Annotated in this window: 17 protein-coding genes; 5 read left to right on the top strand and 12 right to left on the bottom strand. The window is 72.6% G+C overall.

The window, feature by feature from the left end; translation table 11 throughout:
• Position 1: 1 nt before the first annotated feature.
• The 9 genes from ACGF3C_RS24465 to ligD form a co-directional block, all read right to left on the bottom strand.
• Positions 2-2,710 carry an FtsX-like permease family protein gene (locus tag ACGF3C_RS24465; RefSeq protein WP_393225459.1) on the bottom strand — a complete coding sequence of 903 codons (2,709 nt, stop codon included), beginning with the start codon at positions 2,708-2,710 and terminating at the stop codon, positions 2-4.
• Positions 2,707-5,895, bottom strand: a complete 3,189-nt coding sequence (locus ACGF3C_RS24460; RefSeq protein ID WP_357221013.1) for an ABC transporter permease — start codon at positions 5,893-5,895, stop codon at positions 2,707-2,709. Before ACGF3C_RS24460 ends, ACGF3C_RS24465 begins: the two co-directional genes overlap by 4 nt.
• Before the next feature lie 115 nt (positions 5,896-6,010).
• Complete coding sequence (locus ACGF3C_RS24455) at positions 6,011-6,175, bottom strand: hypothetical protein (protein WP_357221010.1); 165 nt, start codon at positions 6,173-6,175, stop codon at positions 6,011-6,013.
• Positions 6,172-6,387, bottom strand: a complete 216-nt coding sequence (locus ACGF3C_RS24450; RefSeq protein WP_030336216.1) for a helix-turn-helix transcriptional regulator — start codon at positions 6,385-6,387, stop codon at positions 6,172-6,174. The genes ACGF3C_RS24455 and ACGF3C_RS24450 overlap by 4 nt, the downstream gene beginning before the upstream one ends.
• Complete coding sequence (locus tag ACGF3C_RS24445) at positions 6,387-6,866, bottom strand: DUF2975 domain-containing protein (protein WP_355009378.1); 480 nt, start codon at positions 6,864-6,866, stop codon at positions 6,387-6,389. Before ACGF3C_RS24445 ends, ACGF3C_RS24450 begins: the two co-directional genes overlap by 1 nt.
• Before the next feature lie 31 nt (positions 6,867-6,897).
• Positions 6,898-7,542, bottom strand: coding sequence for a YdeI/OmpD-associated family protein (locus tag ACGF3C_RS24440; RefSeq protein ID WP_357221006.1), 645 nt, complete (start codon positions 7,540-7,542; stop codon positions 6,898-6,900).
• Between the two features lie 163 nt (positions 7,543-7,705).
• On the bottom strand, positions 7,706-8,959 hold the full coding sequence (locus ACGF3C_RS24435; protein ID WP_393225454.1) for a DUF222 domain-containing protein: 1,254 nt from the start codon (positions 8,957-8,959) through the stop codon (positions 7,706-7,708).
• 73 nt (positions 8,960-9,032) lie between these two features.
• On the bottom strand, positions 9,033-9,221 hold the full coding sequence (locus tag ACGF3C_RS24430) for a hypothetical protein (RefSeq protein ID WP_357221000.1): 189 nt from the start codon (positions 9,219-9,221) through the stop codon (positions 9,033-9,035).
• A gap of 385 nt (positions 9,222-9,606) precedes the next feature.
• Positions 9,607-10,638 carry a non-homologous end-joining DNA ligase gene (ligD, locus tag ACGF3C_RS24425; protein ID WP_357220995.1) on the bottom strand — a complete coding sequence of 344 codons (1,032 nt, stop codon included), beginning with the start codon at positions 10,636-10,638 and terminating at the stop codon, positions 9,607-9,609.
• A 47-nt stretch (positions 10,639-10,685) separates the two neighbouring features.
• Between ligD and msrB the strand changes: the two genes are divergently transcribed.
• Positions 10,686-11,090: a peptide-methionine (R)-S-oxide reductase MsrB gene (gene msrB / locus ACGF3C_RS24420; RefSeq protein ID WP_030336225.1), complete on the top strand. Its 405-nt coding sequence runs from the start codon at positions 10,686-10,688 to the stop codon at positions 11,088-11,090.
• 12 nt (positions 11,091-11,102) lie between these two features.
• On the opposite strand, the gene ACGF3C_RS24415 is transcribed toward msrB, so the two are convergent.
• The 3 genes from ACGF3C_RS24415 to ACGF3C_RS24405 all read right to left on the bottom strand — a co-directional run bounded on the left by ACGF3C_RS24415 (position 11,103) and on the right by ACGF3C_RS24405 (position 12,901).
• Complete coding sequence (locus tag ACGF3C_RS24415; RefSeq protein WP_393225449.1) at positions 11,103-11,711, bottom strand: DUF305 domain-containing protein; 609 nt, start codon at positions 11,709-11,711, stop codon at positions 11,103-11,105.
• A 64-nt stretch (positions 11,712-11,775) separates the two neighbouring features.
• Positions 11,776-12,516 carry a lytic polysaccharide monooxygenase gene (locus ACGF3C_RS24410; RefSeq protein WP_393225447.1) on the bottom strand — a complete coding sequence of 247 codons (741 nt, stop codon included), beginning with the start codon at positions 12,514-12,516 and terminating at the stop codon, positions 11,776-11,778.
• A gap of 109 nt (positions 12,517-12,625) precedes the next feature.
• On the bottom strand, positions 12,626-12,901 hold the full coding sequence (locus ACGF3C_RS24405; protein WP_357220986.1) for an isoamylase early set domain-containing protein: 276 nt from the start codon (positions 12,899-12,901) through the stop codon (positions 12,626-12,628).
• Between the two features lie 156 nt (positions 12,902-13,057).
• On the opposite strand from ACGF3C_RS24405, the gene ACGF3C_RS24400 reads away from it, so the two are divergent.
• From ACGF3C_RS24400 to ACGF3C_RS24385, 4 genes are all read left to right on the top strand, one after another.
• Positions 13,058-13,318: a Prokaryotic metallothionein gene (locus ACGF3C_RS24400; RefSeq protein ID WP_355009369.1), complete on the top strand. Its 261-nt coding sequence runs from the start codon at positions 13,058-13,060 to the stop codon at positions 13,316-13,318.
• 210 nt (positions 13,319-13,528) lie between these two features.
• Positions 13,529-14,470 (top strand): DMT family transporter, encoded by a 942-nt coding sequence (locus tag ACGF3C_RS24395; RefSeq protein ID WP_357220983.1) that lies wholly within the window; start codon positions 13,529-13,531, stop codon positions 14,468-14,470.
• A 24-nt stretch (positions 14,471-14,494) separates the two neighbouring features.
• Positions 14,495-14,950, top strand: coding sequence for a GNAT family N-acetyltransferase (locus ACGF3C_RS24390; RefSeq protein WP_357220980.1), 456 nt, complete (start codon positions 14,495-14,497; stop codon positions 14,948-14,950).
• A 117-nt stretch (positions 14,951-15,067) separates the two neighbouring features.
• Positions 15,068-16,168, top strand: a complete 1,101-nt coding sequence (locus ACGF3C_RS24385; protein ID WP_393225442.1) for a lytic polysaccharide monooxygenase — start codon at positions 15,068-15,070, stop codon at positions 16,166-16,168.
• The last annotated feature ends 12 nt before the right edge of the window (positions 16,169-16,180 follow it).

The raw sequence follows: 16,180 nt of genomic DNA, 5'->3' as shown, positions 1-16,180 counted from the left end.
CTCAGCTCTCCTCTCCGAGCCGAAGCACCTCTCCGAGGCGCAACCGGCGGTTGTTCAGGGCCTCGACGGCGACCGCGAAGCCGAGGGCGACCGCCCCGAGCGCGAGCACCGCGGCGACCAGGCTGGGCTCGAAAGCCACCCGGACCGGCACACCACTGGTGAACGCGGACAGGCCGAGCACCGGGTTGAGCAGCAGGGGCAGTACCGCACCGACCAGCGCGCCGGTCAGCACCGACACCGCGACCAGCGGGGTCAACTCGACAAGCAGCAGCCCTCGCCACTGCCGGCGGGACAGGCCGAGGGTACGAAGTCGGGACAGCACCTGACCCCGGGCGCGCGCTCCGGCCAGCACTGTGAACGCGATGGCCAACAGCCCGAGCACGGTGCCGCCGACGGCCCCGGCCACGAAGCCGAAGGCCAGCACCCCGTTCGCGCCGCCCTCGCCAAGGTCCCGGCGTACGTCAGCCCGGGTGTCGACGGTGACCCCGATCAGCCGTTCCCGGCCGGTGACCGTGCCGTCCCGCTGGTAGCGCTCCTGCCCCTGGTCGCCGGCGACGCGTAGCGCCTCGGCGTCCAGCGAGTTCCCGGCGATCAGCAGGGTGGTCGGCACGGGTGTGGTGGTACGCGTCGGCAGGGCCTGCCAGGGCAGGATCACGAACCGGCCGGTGTTCGCCGCGAGCATCGGGAAACCGTCGGCGGTGCCGGCCACCCGGAACCCGTACCGCTGGCCCTGCACCGAGATGAAGGCCGAGTCGGCCAGCCCGGCCTTGGCCAGGTCGGCGGCGACCGCCGGTGAGACGATCGCCGGCAGCGGTCCCGGGCCGGGCGCGGCGGTGCGCAGCGCGGCCGGAACCGACACGTCCACCTGCGATTCGCGGGCCACCTTGTCCAACCCCGAGCCGTCGACCAGCAGCACGTCCGTCTGCTCGATGAAGGCGTCGGTGCCGGCCTCGTCGGACGCGAACCGCTCATCGTCCTCGTACAGCACCGGGGTGACGGCCCGAACCCCCGGCAGGCGGCCCAGCTCGTCGACGGTGTCGGGTGCGAAGCGCTCCCCGCGGATCACCGCGTCGGCGGGCACGATCTGCGCGGCGGCCCGTTCCCGGCTGGCGTCGACGCCGGCGGCCACCACCGCGCAGAACGCCGCGGTGCCGATCGCCAACACCACCACGACCAGCGGGGCGGCGACCGCCGAGCGTCCGGCGCGGGCCGTGCCGAGGAAGGCCACGCTGCCCCGGGTCCGCGCGGCAAGCCGGCTGACCAGCAACAACGGCCAGGGGTACGCGCGCAGCGCCAGCACCGCCGCCGCGACCGCGAGGAGCACCGGCACCGACACCAGGAGCGGGTCCACCTCTCCGAGGGTCAGGCCACGCCGACGCAGCAGCACCGCCGCGAGCCCGGCCAGGAGCAGCAGGGAGACCTCGGCGGTGAGTCGACGGGCCGACGGGCGCACCCGGATCAGGTCCCGACGCGCCGCTCCGCCGGCCGGTACGGCCAGCGTCGCCACGGGCAGCGCGAGTGTCACCAGCACGGTCGCCGCGACAAGGTACGGCGTGGTCGGGTCGGGGGCACCGGGGAACAGCGTGCCCAGCCACCAGCCCAGCACGGCGGCGATCGGGACCACCAGCACCGATTCGGCGAGGCTGCGCCGGGCGCCGGCGGTGGCCCCGCCGCCACGGGCACGCAGCAACGCGAACTCCGAGCGACGCCGTCTGGTGGCGAGACTGGCCGCGAGGACGATGAGCCCCGCCAGGGTGGCCAGGACGCCGGCCGCGATCACCGCGAGCAGTGTCCGGACGGCGTCGATCTGGGCGGCGAACGCGCGCAACGGGACGTCGACGCCCTGGGTCAGGCTGAGCCCCGGCGGCTTGTTGCGCTGCATCACCTGCAGGCCGTCGATCATCTGGTCCAGCTCGCGTGCGTCGATCCGGTCGACGCCCAGTCGGTAGCGCCAGGTGGACTGGATCGCCCAGCCCTCCGCGGCCCGCTTGTTGAAGGGCGACTGCGCGACGACGCCGACGATGACGAACGGCTGGCCATCACCCTGCGGTTCGATGATCCGCAGTAGCTGTGGGAGCCCGTCCCAGATGCCGTTCGCGCGGTCGACGGGGCGGAACAGCCCGGACACCATCAACGGGACACCGTCGACGAGTCTGCCCTTCTCGTCGGTTCTGCCGATGCGCAGTTGGCTGCCGGCGCGCAGGTTGAGCTTGCCGGCCACGTCGACGTCGAGCGCCACCTCGATCGGCCGGTCGGGAACGTACGTCTCGCTCGGCCAGGTCCCCTCGACGAGGGTGCTCGCTCCCTGAATGTCGGGCATGGCCCGCAAGCCCATGTCGACCAGCAGGTTGCGGGCCGCCAGGTCCGGCCCGACCACGCGGGCCCCTGCGGTCTCGACGCTGTACCACTGTTCGGTCACCGCCGAGCGCACCGGCGGCGGCATCTCCGCGGCCAGGGAGTCGAACCGCTCGGCGGCGTCGCCCATCGCCGTCCGCCGCGACGTCGCGGGCTCCAGGCTGGTGGTGTACGAGATGTCCCGGCGCGCGGCCGGCTCGCTGTTGAGCTGCGCTCGCAGCCCCTGTTCGGCGAGCCGGTTGACCAGCCGGGGCACTCCACTGATCAGCAGCGTGACCACCAGGGTCAGCACCGCCAGCAGCAGGAACTGCCCCCCGTACGCCCGGACCCGCCGGACGGCCGCCCCGACGCTCATCGTTCTCCCCCGATTCGCAGCTGAACCGCCGCCACCCGCTGACGGATGCCTGCGGCGATGAACGCGCTGAAGGCGAGCGCCGCCAGCAGCAGACCGACCGCGGTCAGGCCGATCGGCACCCAGGGCAGCACGAACGCCGCCGGGGGTGTCGGCCGACCGGCGGCCGGGGTGAGGATGACCAGTGGGGCCATCGTCGCGCCGACCGCGGTGCCGAGTAACAGCCCGACGCCCACACCGATGCCGGCGAGGAACGTCTGTTCGGCGAGCAGCGCCCGGGCCATCAGTCGGGGCGTGGCGCCGAGGGTGTGCAGGACCGCGAACTCGCCGAGCCGACGCCGGGCGGTGGCCCACACGTCCACCACCAGGCCGACGAGGGCGAGTAGCACCGCGCCGAGCGCGGCGGCGAGCATGCCGGTACGCGAGCCACGCCAGTACGGGTCGTCGGCGGCCGCCTCGATGGCCGCCTCCCGGTTGAGCACTGTGACGCCCGGGAGCGCGCTGACCGCCTGGGCGGCGGCGTTCGCGTCGGCGGCGCCGACCCACCATTCCGGTACGGGTCGCACCGCGCCGCTGCTCCGGATCATCGCGTCGACGGCGGCCGGCAGGTCCAACAGCACGCCGGCAGCGGTGCTGGTCGTCGGCACGGCGCTCAGCTCGCCGACCAGGTGCACCGGCATCGTCACCCCGGGGAGCGTGAGGTCGACGGTGTCGCCGACGTTCAGGCTCAGGGCTTCGCGTACCTGGGGGGTCATCAGCACCGGTGCGGGCTTGCTCTCCCCGCCCGCCACGACGGAGAACCGGGTGGGCGGCTGGTACGCGAACTGCCCGCCGGGAATCACCTCCACGGGGTGGACCGCGGCGAAGCCGGCAGCGGTGGTCCGGACCCGCGTGGACTCCACGCCGGGGGCCGTCAGCATCCAGTCGCCGCTCAGCTCGGCGGGTCGGGTCGTGCCGTCGGCGTTGACCACCGCCAACCCGTCCACCTGGAGTCGGTAGGCGTTGCCGGCCGCCAGCCCGCCGTCGGCTTCGAACCCGGCCAGCCGCAGCCGCGCCCCGCCCACGTCGGGCAGTTGCACGGAGAACCGGGTGGCCCGGCCGTCACCGTCGGCGTTGGCCGCCGGCAGCCGCAGGGCGAGCCCGTCGGAGCTGGTGACCAGCAGCGTCACCGCGACCTTCACCGACCGGGCGGCGCTGCTCACCGGGGTACGGACCGTGCCGGTGATCGCCCGCGCCCCGGCGGGCAGTTCGACACCGGCGGGCGTCCCGCGCTCATCGATCATGCGCTGGTACTGCTCCGACACCGATCCGTCGCCGAGGCGGTCGGCGAGCCGGACGACGCCCGGGGCGCTGGCCGGGTCGACACCGATCACTGTCGCCGGCAGGTTCTCCCGTCCGACCCGGATCTCGTCCCGCCACGCCGGCAGCACCCGGTCCACGCTCGGTAGCGCGGCGAGTTCACCGGCCCGGGTCGGTGGGGCGCCACCGGTCCGTTCGGTCACCCGGAGGTCGGCGCCGACCGTGTGGCCGGCCTGCTCGACCTGGGACCGCTCGCCGGTGCTGATCAGCGACCAGGCCAGGGTGCTGCCGCCGACGGCGAGCGCGAGCAGCAGCACCGGGCCGGCGTGCGGACGCCGGCCGGCCTGCCACATGCCGAACATGGTGGCGGTCCAGGGGCGTCGGTCGACGAAGCGCTCCGCGAACCGGGTGAGCGGCGGGAGCACCCGCAACGCCAGCACGGCACCGGCCAGCACGCCGAGCGTCGGGGCGGCGACCAGCAGCGGGTCGAGCCCGAGCTGTCCACCCGAGCCGGCCAGCGGGGAGGCGTATCGGCGTAGCTGCACCCAGGCGAGCACAGCGAGCGCCACGAGCACCAGGTCGACGCTGGCGCGTTGGACGCTCGCGGCCCGGTTCGGCCGGGATCGGGCCGCCATGTCGGCGACGTACGTCCCGGCGCCGCGCAGCGTCGGAAGGACCATGGCGACGAGGCAGCCGGCCGCGGTGGCCGCTGCCGCCGCCCACACCAGGGTGGTGTTGCCGCCGGCGGTGTAGAGGTCACCCGACCCGCCGGGTCGGATGTACCGCAACGCCTCACCGGCGATCAGCGGACCGAGCACGGCGGCCGGGGCGACCACCAGGGTCGCCTCGCGGGCGGCCAGGCCGGCCAACTGCTTACGGGCGGCGCCGCGGGCGCGCAGCAGCGCGGTCTGTGGGCGGCGGTCCTCGTGCAGCAGCGCGGCGACCAGCACCAGCGCGTAGCCGGCGAGCACCAGGATGAGCAGCAGCGGGGTGGCCAGCGACGAGCGACCCACCAGGTCGGCGCGGCCGATCCGGTCCAGCAGCTGCGGCATCTTGGTCACCGTCTGCCCGGAGCTGCCCAGTTGGGCGGCCTCGGGCACTGCGGTGGCCGCCTCGGTGAGGGCTTTCCGAACGGCGGGCAGGTCGGCGGTGTCGACGGCGCCGAGGTCCGGTTGGGCCAGCCAGGACGCCGACACCGAGCCCGGGAAGGTGGCCGCGAAGTCGGCCGGGTCGAGCGTGAACGGCCCGTACGAGGTGCCGGAACCGGCGCTGCCCGCCCCCACGCCGGGGGCCAGCAGCCAGTACGCGTCCGCCGGGTCGCGGGGCCGCCAGGTGCCGGCGAGCACCAACTCCCCGCGTCGTTCGGTGGCCCGATCGCGCACCGGGACGCGTTCGCCGACGGTCAGGCCGAGGGCACCGGCGACCCGCTCGGGCAGGCTCACCTGGACGGGGTTCGCTCCGGGGCTGGGCCAGGCTCCGCTGGTCAGCTCCGCGTGGCTGGCGAGGTCGGCGAACGTGGCCAGGTTCGCGAAGACCGGTTCGTCGGCCGTACGCGGGATCTGCCCGAGGTCGCCGGTCAGTTCCCGGCCGGTGCCGTAACGGGCGGCCGTGACACTGACCGGGACGCCGCCGAGCCCGGTGGCGAACTCGGCTCGGACCGCCTTGTCCCGGGTGGCGAACTCGGCCGCGTCCCGCCCACCCGAGCCGCTGACCAGAAGGCCGCGCTCCTCGGCGGGTGAGGCGGCGACCAGTGCCCGCTGCCCGGCGTCCACCGCCCGACGGTTGTAGTCGGACAGCCCAGTGACCAACGCGACGGCGACGAGGGCAGCGATCACCGCCGCGACCAGCAACCCTCGCGCCTCGCGGGCCCGCCTCCACACCAGCTTCATCCGACGCCTCCCCTGGCCCTGGCGGGCCGACGACCATCAAGACAGGCCACCTACCGGGAAAGGTTCGCGCCCGTTACATGATCGTTATTACGGAGAGAGTTGTCGGGCGGGACGGCTAGTTGCGGCCTCGACGGTTGCGGATGCCGAAGACCACCGCGCAGAGCACCAGCATGACGCCGATGAGCTGCAGTCCCGGGGAGTCGTCGGCCCCGCCCAGCACCACGACGGTGATGCCGAGCGCCACCGAGAGGACGACTCCGATGATCAGGACGTACCTCATGGGGTTTCTTCCTCGACCCACTCCAGCAGGTCACCGGGCTGGCAGTCGAGGACGCGGCACATCGCTTCGAGGGTGCTGAACCGGACCGCCTTGGCGCGGCCGTTCTTCAGCACCGCCACGTTGGCGGGGGTGAGCCCGACGCGCTCGGCGAACTCACCGACGCTCATCTTGCGCTTGGCCAACTCCACGTCGATGCGGACGACGATGGGCATCAGATCACCGCTTCCATGTCGGTCCGCAGGGTGGTGGCCTGCCGCAACAGCGCCCGCATGACCACCATGAGGAGCCCCAGCACGGTGACGCCCACCGTCAGCAGGAACAGCAGCAGTGGCACCCCGGGGTCGTCCGCGTTGAACCCGACCCAGAGGAAGACCGCCACCAGCACCACCCAGGCGGCGGCGATGGCCCAGACGATCGCGTCCACCCACTTGAGGGACGCCTCGGTGAAGATGCGGTCGTTCTTGACCAGGCTGAGCAGCTGCCAGGTCGCGACGATGACCACCTGGACGCAGAGCACCCAGAAGACCGTCACGGCGGTGGCCGGCCACCTGAGGTGGGCGTCCTGCGGCGACTGCTCGGCCATGTACCTGAACTGCCCGGGCAGCGAGAGGGTCTGGAACACCACCAGGACCCCGAACAGCACCACGAGGAAGACTCGGAGAGCGGCAACCGCTCGATGCTCAGTAACCATGCATCGATTTTCGCTTGCTAGCTATCGAAAGTCAATCGGTTTCCTCGAGGCCCGCGCCGACTGACGGCAGCGTCGGCCCGGCGGCCGGCCTGGCCTTCTGGGGGTAGAAGGTCTCGTGCCGGGCCAGCATGGCGACGAACTCGCCGATCTTGCGTTCGCGGGTCTCGATGCGCTTGACGGCGTTGAGCCGATGGATGAGAGCGAACCGGTTGGCCTTGGTGAGGACGTCGAGCATCGCCTGGGCGGCGGGCTCGGCGGCGATGGCAGCGAGAAGATCGGCCGGCACCTCGGCCTCCGACGGCGGGGCGTAGGCGGCGGCCCACCGCCCATCCGCCTTCGCGGCGTCCACCGCCGCGCGGCCCGCCGGCAACATCAGCCCCTGCTCCTCCAGCCGGGCCACGTTCGCCACGTTGCGTTGGGACCAGGAACTGCGCGCCCGGCGCGGGGTGAACCGGATCCAGGAGGACTCCTCGTCGCGTTTCCTGGCCTGCCCGTCGATCCAGCCGACACACAGGGCCTCGTCGACCGCCTGCTGCCAGGTCAGCGTCGTGACCGTGCCACCCTTCCTGGTCAGCGCGAGCCAGACGCCGGGCGACGTGGCGTGGTGGGCCGACAACCACACGCGCAGGGCGTCGGCGTCCGCGACGATCAGCTCATCCAGCTCGGCGCTCGTCATGCCGGCAGGCTAAACCCCGGGTCCGACAGCCGGCCCGGCGTTCAACAGCGGTTGACCGCGCGTCAAGGTCAACCACCTCTCAGGCTGCGCCTATGGCGCACAGCGGTTGCAGAGATATTGGACCCGTCCCTCCGCTACAACCCAGGCTGCCAGGCGGATCGGCCTACGTCCGTCGGTGGTAGTGGTTGCGGCGCGGGAGTTGGTCGGGGTCGAGCCAGGCCGGCGGGATGAACTCCGGGTGGCCGTCGTCACCCAGCCGAACCACCCAGTCGGCCTGGTGGACGTGCCGGTGATGGTGGCCGCAGAGCAGCACCGCGTTGTCGAGGCTGGTGAGGCCGCCGTCGGCCCAGTGCCGGATGTGGTGGGCGGCGCACCAGCGCGGTGGGCGGTCGCAGCCGGGGAAGGCGCAGCCGCCGTCGCGCAGCACCAGTGCCCGCCGCAGTGGCCCCGTGATCAGGCGGCGTTGCCGGCCCACGTCGAGGACCTGGCCCGCGCCGCCGAGCACGGCGGGCAGCACGGCCGCGTCGCAGGCGAGCCGGCGCACGGTGTCGGGGGTGAGCTGAAGGCCGATGTCGAGCGTCCCGGCGCCCACCTGAGCAGCCAACGCGTCATAACTGGCGGTAATAACGACCTGGGCGGGGTCGCCGCCGCTGTCAGGTAGCTCGCCGGTGCGCAGCGCGAGGCGGCACACGTCGGCGAAGGCGTCGTGGCGGCGCTGACCGGCTCCGCGAGCGTCGTCGGGGCCGGCGGGTGCGCTCAGCGGGTCGATGGCGGCGCGCAGCAGGCCGGCGGTCTCGGCGTCGAGGATGCCACTGAGTCGCAGGCACCCGCCGGCCTGCTCGGAAATCGTGACGTGCCGGTCGCGGGCCGCGCGGGCGGCCTCGGCGGCCAGGGCCGCCGCGGCGGCGGCGGCCTCGGCGAGGTCGGGCGCCACATGGTCGAGAATCCGGGCACCCAACCGGCGCAGCACTGCCGGGTCGAACTGCCCGGCCCACTCCACCAGCACACCGACGGCCTTGTCGGTCACCTCGGCGTCGGCCGCCGCAGACACCGTGGCGGCCGTGTCGGCGATGACCCGGGCCTGCTCCGCGCTGACCGCCGCGCTCGCCAGGGCGTCGCGCACGGCGGGCGGGGCCACGTCGAGCGCGGCGGCGAGACCGACCAGCCGACGCGCTGCGGCGTCGTCCAGGCGCAGGCGGTGGCGCAACCACACAGCCGTCGAGGAGGCACCCTGCGCGACTGCTGCGCCTCGACCGTCCAACTCGCGGACAGCCGCCAACTGCACCGCCGCCAGCCGCTGCTGCAACCGGTGCGTGGCATCGAGCACCGCGATCAAGTCGTGCTCGGAGAGGGCCCAGGCCGGGGCGTCGGCGCAGGCCGCCACCGCACCCTCCGCCCGCGCCAACTCATCGATCACAGGCAAACTCTAGAACAGGTGTACGACCAAAACGGCCGCGCGAAGCGCCCTGGGCGACCCAATCAGGCCCGGGTCAGCCCTCGGCCAACTCCGGCCGGTGCTCCCGGATCCAGGCCACCACGTCCGACCTCCGCCAGACCTTGCCCTGGACCAGGTCGGCCACGGGTTCCGGGAAGTTCCGATGGCTGGTGATCACATAAACGCGCTGCTTGCTGATGCCACCGAGCATCGCGCGAATCTCCGCAGCGCCCACCAGATCCATATGCCGGACGGTAAGCAGATGACCCGACTCCTTGACCCGGGGCAACTTACCGGTCACCGTAAAGGGCATGTCTACGTCGAGTGGGGAGCCGCCTGGAGACGGGCCGCTGCGCAACCTGCATCCGGTGCACCAGCACCTGCCGCGCCGGCCCACGTGGCTCTGTCGGGTGTGCGCCGCCGCCTGGCCGTGCCCACTCGCTCGGATGTTGCTGCGGGTGCAGTACGGGACGGATCGGGTGGGGTTGTCGATCTACCTGGCGAGCCAGTTGTTCGACGCGACAGCCGACCTCTACCAGCTCAACCCCGAGCCGGGACCCGACCCACGGGAACTGTTAGAGAGGTTCCTGGCGTGGACGGCCCCGCTACCGCTGGAGGCAGCAGGGCGGTCACGGACCGTCGGGGGTGCGCTTGGCGCGGCTGGGCTGGACCCGCTTGGGTTCGCCGGGCATCTTCGGGTGATCCGGCGGGTACGGCAGGTCGCCCTGGCCGGCGGCGGCGTCGCGCTCGGCCCACTCGAGCAGCGGGGTGATGTCCCACGGTGCGTCGTCGATCCCGGCGTGCGGGTCACCTCGCTCAGCGAGCCGGGCCGGCACGGTGCGCAGGTCGAAGTCGTCCGGGTCGACGTCGGGTAGCTCGTCCCAGGTGACCGGGGTGGAGACGGTGGCCCGCGCGTTGGCCCGCAGCGAGTACGCGCAGGCGATCGTGCGGTCGCGCGCCATCTGGTTGAAGTCGACGAAGACCCGGGTGCCGCGCTCCTCCTTCCACCAGGCGGTGGTGACCAGGTCGGGGTTGCGGCGTTCCACCTCCCGGGCCAGCGCGATGGTGGCCCGGCGCACCTCGGTGAAGGTCCAGCGGGGTTGGATGCGCAGGTAGACGTGCACGCCCCGACCGCCGGAGGTCTTCGGCCAGCCGGTCGCGCCCAGCTCGTCGAGGAGCGCGCGGACCTCGCCGGCGGCCCGCGCGGCGTCGGCGAAGTCGGTGCCGGGCTGCGGGTCCAGGTCGATGCGCAGCTCGTCGGGGCGGTCGACGTCGGCGGCCCGCACGGGCCAGGGGTGGAAGACGATGGTGCCCATCTGCGCCGCCCAGGCCACGTGCGCCAGGTCGGCCGGGCAGAGCTCCGCGGCGCTCCGACCGCTCGGGAAGGTGATCTGGGCGGTCGTCACCCAGGGCGGCACCCCCCGGGTGGGCACCCGCTTCTGAAAGAAGGCCTCGCCCTCGACGCCCTCGGGGAAGCGTTGCAGGGTGGTCGGCCGGTCCCGCAGGGCGCGCATGATCCCGTCGCCGACCGCGAGGTAGTAGTGGAAGACGTCCGCCTTGGTGAACCCCCGCTGCGGGAAGATCACCCGATCCGGACTGCTCAACCGGACGGTGTGCCCGGCTACTTCGACCTCGGCGGCCGCAGCCTTGGTGCCACCCATCCCGCGACCTTATGCCACGCCCCCGACGTTCGACGTACCGTTGACGGGTGAGTCTTGACGACAACGAGCTGCCCCGTACCGACGAAGAGTGGCGGGTCCGACTGACCCCCGAGGAGTTCCACGTTCTCCGGGAGGCCGGCACCGAACGCCCGTGGACGGGCGAGTACGTGGACACGAAGACCCAGGGGGTCTACCACTGCCGCGCCTGCGGGCTGGAGCTGTTCTCCAGCGACACGAAGTTCGACTCGCACTGCGGCTGGCCGAGCTTCGACGACGCCATCCCGGGCCGGGTCAAGGAGATCGAGGACCGCAGCCTCGGCATGGCCCGTACGGAGATCCGCTGCGCCCGCTGCGACAGTCACCTCGGGCACGTCTTCCACGGCGAGGGCTTCACCCCGAAGGACACCCGGCACTGCGTCAACTCGGTCTCCATCAAGCTGGAACCCCGCTGAGCGAGGAGCCGCTCAGGGCGTACCCCTGAGCATTTCGACCTCGGCGGTCCGGGACTGCTCGATCCGGCGGGCCAGGTCGCGGACCTGCTCGTTGCGGCCGACACCGACCTGGGATCTGGCCAGGTCGGCGGCCCATCGCTGGTGGTCGGCGAGTACCTCGCGCAGCACGCGGTCGACGTCCGCGTCCGGCGCGGTCCGCAGCCGGTCGAGCGCGGCGTCGTCGCCGTGCCCGTCGTGGTGGTGTGCGGCCGCGCTGGCGCCCGGCCCGGCCGTGGGCAGCCAGCCGCGCATGGCGGCCAGCTCGTCGGCCTCGGTCGCCTCGACGGCGGCGGCCAGGGTGCGCAGCGCGTCGTCGCGTACCCGGTCCCGGGCCAGCCGGACGATCTGCAGGGTGCGTTCGCTGTGGCCGACCATGGTGCTCAGGAACACCACGTCGATCCCGCTCATCGAGTCCGCCCCGATCGGGGACCCGGCACCCACGGACCCGGCCGCCGCCGAGCCGGCCGGGGACGTGGGTGTCGGCTGAGGCAGGGTCGACGGCCTCGACGTGGGCGGTCCGGCGCAGGCTCCGGTGAGCAGCAGGGCCACGGCGAGGAAGGCCAGCGGGGTACGGCGGGGCATGCCGGTTGCCTCCGTTCACGCGAGAGCGGCGACACGGGTGCGACCAGGGGCCGCACCCGTGCGGTCAGACCTGGAGCCAGAGCGCCGGTACGTTCGGCGGCTCCCAGCCCGGGATCGCGGTGTGCGCCTGCCGGCAGCGGTACGTCGCTCCGCCGTAGGTGACCTGGTCGCCGACCTGGTACGCCCGGCCTGTCGCCCACGTGCCGCCCTGGGCGGGCGGATTGGTCGGGGTGGGGGTCGGGGTGGGCCGTGGGGTGGCGGTCGGCGTCGGCGTCGGGGTCGGATTCGACCCGCCGCCACCGATCTGCACGTCGATGCAGGAGTAGAAGGCGTTCGCCGTGTCGGAGATGTTCCACACCGCGAGGATCTTCTGCCGGCCCGAGAAGCCGCCGAGGTTGACGTTGTGCGACACCGTGGCGCCCGGCTGCTGGTTGTTGCCGTTGACCACGCCGACGCGGGTGTTGCCGATCCAGTACTCCCAGTTGCTGGTGGCGTGCCGTGCGGTGTTCACCCAGGTGAAGGTCAGCGAGGTGCCCACCGAGGTGGCCGGCCAGCCCCGGCTGTCGTCGTTGAGGACGGCGAACTGGGAGATTCCGGCGTTGCAGCTGCGCAGGCCCTTGGGTCCTTCGACGCTCTGCGGCTCGTACCTGATCTGCCCGCAGTCGGGCACCCGGCCCTGCGCGCAGAGCGCCTGCCGGCTCGGTGGGGCGGAGACGTAGCCGTGCGCCTGCGCGGGGGCGGCGACGGTGAGGGTGGCGGCGACAGCGCCCGCCGCCACCAGCGGGACGGTGATTCTTCGACGCATCGGGGCAGCTCCTTTTCCAGGTCCGGTGAGGTGCCCCTCAAAGTAATTTAAACATTGTTAACAGTAAAGACTCTCATCGATAAATCCATCGATGATGGCAGTTTTCTTCTCAGAGGCGGAGCAGGCTGCCCCCGCCGTCGACCTCGTCGGCCGACTCATCGTCCAACCAGACGCCGCCGGTGCCGAGGTAGCGGAACCGGTACTCCCCCGGCGGCAGCTTCACCGTCACCGTCCGGGTGCCGTCGCGGCGGGTCACCAACTCGTGTCGACCGGGCTGCCAGCCGTTGAACGAGCCGACGACGCTCACCGGGCCGGGCGGGACATCGCGGGGCAGGCAGAAGGTGACCCGGGTCTGGTTGCCGAAGAGCCTGTTGCGCTTGATCACGGTGATCCTCCGGGGGTTGCGGCGGTTCACCAGGCACAACGGGCAACACGCCGACGCCGACACGCCGTCGTGGCGGTCGGGCGTCGACGTTCCGCCCCTACGTCGGCGCCACTTGGAGGATTCTGTAGGCACTTGTCCATTTAACGGAGGTTTTCGGTGGCAACCTGCGAGGTCTGCGGCAACGACTACTGGATGGCGTTCGAGGTGCACACCGTCAGCGGCGACGTGCACACCTTCGACTCGTTCGAGTGCGCGATCCACCGCATGGCACCGATCTGCGAGCACTGCCAGGTCAAGATCTCCGGGCACGGCGTCGAGGTCAACGGCCGCTTCTTCTGCTGCGCACACTGCGCCCGCGCCGTCGAGGGAGCGGTGGGCGCGGAGATCCGCGACGCCGTGGGCGCCCGCCCGGCCTGACCGCGCCGCCCGGCCGCGGGCCAACCGGACCACCACACTGGGGTACGGTCGTCGCCATGCGGCCGTTCCTGGGCGTCCTGCCCCCGCCGCGCTCCTGAGCGGAGCGCCGCGCCTCACGCCGACCGGGTGACCTGACCCCGCTCGGCCACCATGCCGTACGCGCTCCGTCGACGTCGTCCCCGTCAACGGCTCACCCTTCGGAGCGCTCCCGTGTCCACGACCCGCACCCCGCTGCCGGCCGCCTCGGCCGCCAGCCACGCCGCCCGCAGCGGCCTGATCCAGATCACCGTCACCGGGGTGCTGTGGGGCACCACCGGTGTGGCGGTGCAACTCCTGCGCGAGAGCACCGGGCTCAGCCCGGTGAGCATCGGCTTCCACCGCCTCGCCATCGCCGCGCTCGTGCTGTTGGCGTGTACCGCCGGCCGGCTCCGCACGATCGTGACCACAGTGCGCGCCGCACCCGTACCGCTGCTGCTCACCGGCGTCGGCCTCGGCCTCTACCAGGCGCTCTACTTCGCCGCCGTGGCCTGGGCCGGAGTCAGCGTGGCCACCATCGTCAGCCTGGGCCTGGCACCGGTGCTCGCCGCGGCCTGGGAGTCGGCGCACGCCCGCCGGCTCCCCGGCCCGCTGCGACTCGGCACGCTGGTCGCGGCGGTGGCCGGCCTCGTCCTGATCACCGCCGCCACCGAGCACCCCGGCGCGGCGGCGCCCGCCCCGCTGCTCGGCCTGCTCGCGGCAGCCGGCTCCGGCCTCGGGTACGCGGTGACCACCCTGGTCAGCCGTCAGGTGTCGCAGCGCACCGCGCCCATGACGCTGACCACCATCTCCACCACTGTCGGCGCGCTGACCCTGGCACCGTTCACCCTGGTAGCCGGGGTCAGCGTGCCGGTACGCCTCGACACCCTGGCGCTGCTGCTGCACCTCGGCGTGGTCACCACGGCGGTCGCGTACGCGTTGTTCTACGCCGGGCTGCGCACCACCCCGGGCAGCGTCGCGGCCGTGCTGACCCTGCTCGAACCGCTCACCGCCGCGGCGCTGGCGGTGGCGCTGCTGCGCGAACCGCTCCCCCTGCCGGTGATCGTCGGCGGTGCCCTGCTGCTCACCGCCGTGGCCGCCACCTACCTCGCACCCGACCGCGCGGATCTCAGGTGAACCCACCCGACCTACCATCGGTGGATGCCCCAGCAGACCACCGAACTCCGGACGGCCTCCTTCGCCGACCTGAACGCCCGCACCCTCCACGACCTGCTCAAACTGCGCATCGACGTGTTCGTGGTGGAGCAGAACTGCCCGTACCCCGAGCTGGACGGGCGGGACGTCGAGCCGGGCACCCGGCACGTCTGGCTCACCGACGGCGGCGCGCCGCTGGCGTACCTGCGGATTTTGGCCGACCCGGACGGTGTCGCCCGGATCGGTCGGGTGGTGGTGGCCCCGGCGGCGCGCGGCGGCGGACACGCCGGCCGGCTGATGACGGCGGCGCTGGAGGTGGTGGGCAACCGGACCTGCGTGCTGGAAGCCCAGTCGCACCTTGTCGCGTTCTACGCCCGGCACGGCTTCGCGGTGAGCGGCCCCGACTACGTCGAGGACGGCATCCCGCACACCCCGATGCGGCGCGATGCCATTGACGGCTGACTATCGAGCTGGCATGGTGCCGGGTAAAGCCGTCGCGGGAGCCAGCGACAGGCACGGGAGTGGGCAACTCCCGGCGATCCGGGTGTCGACGTCCCACCTCATCCCCCCGGGGGCTCCATGTCCACACTCACCCGATCACGACGCGTGCTCTGGCTGTTCGCCATCGTGGCGGCCACCGCGCTCCTGTTGACGACCGCACTGACCACCATCCTGACCAAGCCCGCCTCGGCGCACGGTTCGGTGGTCGACCCGGCGTCGCGCAACTACAGCTGTTGGCAACGTTGGGGCGGCGACTTCCAGAACCCTCGGATGGCCACCGAGGACCCGATGTGCTGGCAGGCCTGGCAGTCCGACCCGGCCGCCATGTGGAACTGGAACGGCCTGTTCCGCGAGGGCGTGGGCGGTAACCACCAGGCCGCCGTACCCGACGGCCAACTGTGCAGCGGCGGACGCACCCAGAGCCCTCGCTACAACGCGCTGGACACCGTCGGCGCCTGGAAGACCACAGCGGTGTCGAACAACTTCCGGCTCCGCTTCTTCGACCAGGCCAGCCACGGCGCCGACTACATCCGGGTGTACGTGACGAAGCAGGGCTTCAACTCCGCCACCCAACCGCTCGGCTGGGGCAACCTGGAGTTGGCCGGCCAGATCGGCAACACCCCGGCCTCCCAGTGGAACCCGGACACCGGTGGTGTCTCGATCCAGATCCCGGTGAGCGCGCCGGGACGCACCGGACGGCACATCGTCTACACCGTCTGGCAGGCCAGCCACCTGGACCAGTCGTACTACCTGTGCAGCGACGTCGACTTCGGCGGCGGGTCGACCACACCGCCGCCCACCACGCCCCCGCCGACGACCCCGCCGCCCACCACGCCCCCGCCAACCACGCCGCCGCCGAGCACCCCGCCGCCGGCCGGTGCCTGCACGGCGACGTACCAGGTGACCGGTCAGTGGGCCGGTGGCTTCCAGGCCGACGTGAAGGTGACCGCCGGCGGTTCACCCACCCGGGGCTGGTCGGTGAGCTGGAACTACGGCAACGGTCAGCAGGTCACCTCGTCGTGGAACGCGACGGTCAGCACCAGCGGCACGCTCGTCACCGCACGTAACGCCAACCACAACGGCACACTTGCCGCCGGAGCGAGCACCACGTTCGGATTCCTCGGCTCGTGGAACGGCAGCAACCCGGTTCCGCTGGTCTCCTGTACGACGACCAGTTGATCCCCGTCCGGC

The sequence above is a fragment of the Micromonospora sp. NPDC047762 genome, from assembly GCF_043204655.1.
Taxonomy (GTDB): Bacteria; Actinomycetota; Actinomycetes; order Mycobacteriales; family Micromonosporaceae; genus Micromonospora.
The sequence above is the reverse complement of the archived record's forward strand: the minus strand, read 5'-3'. Positions and strand labels throughout refer to the sequence as shown.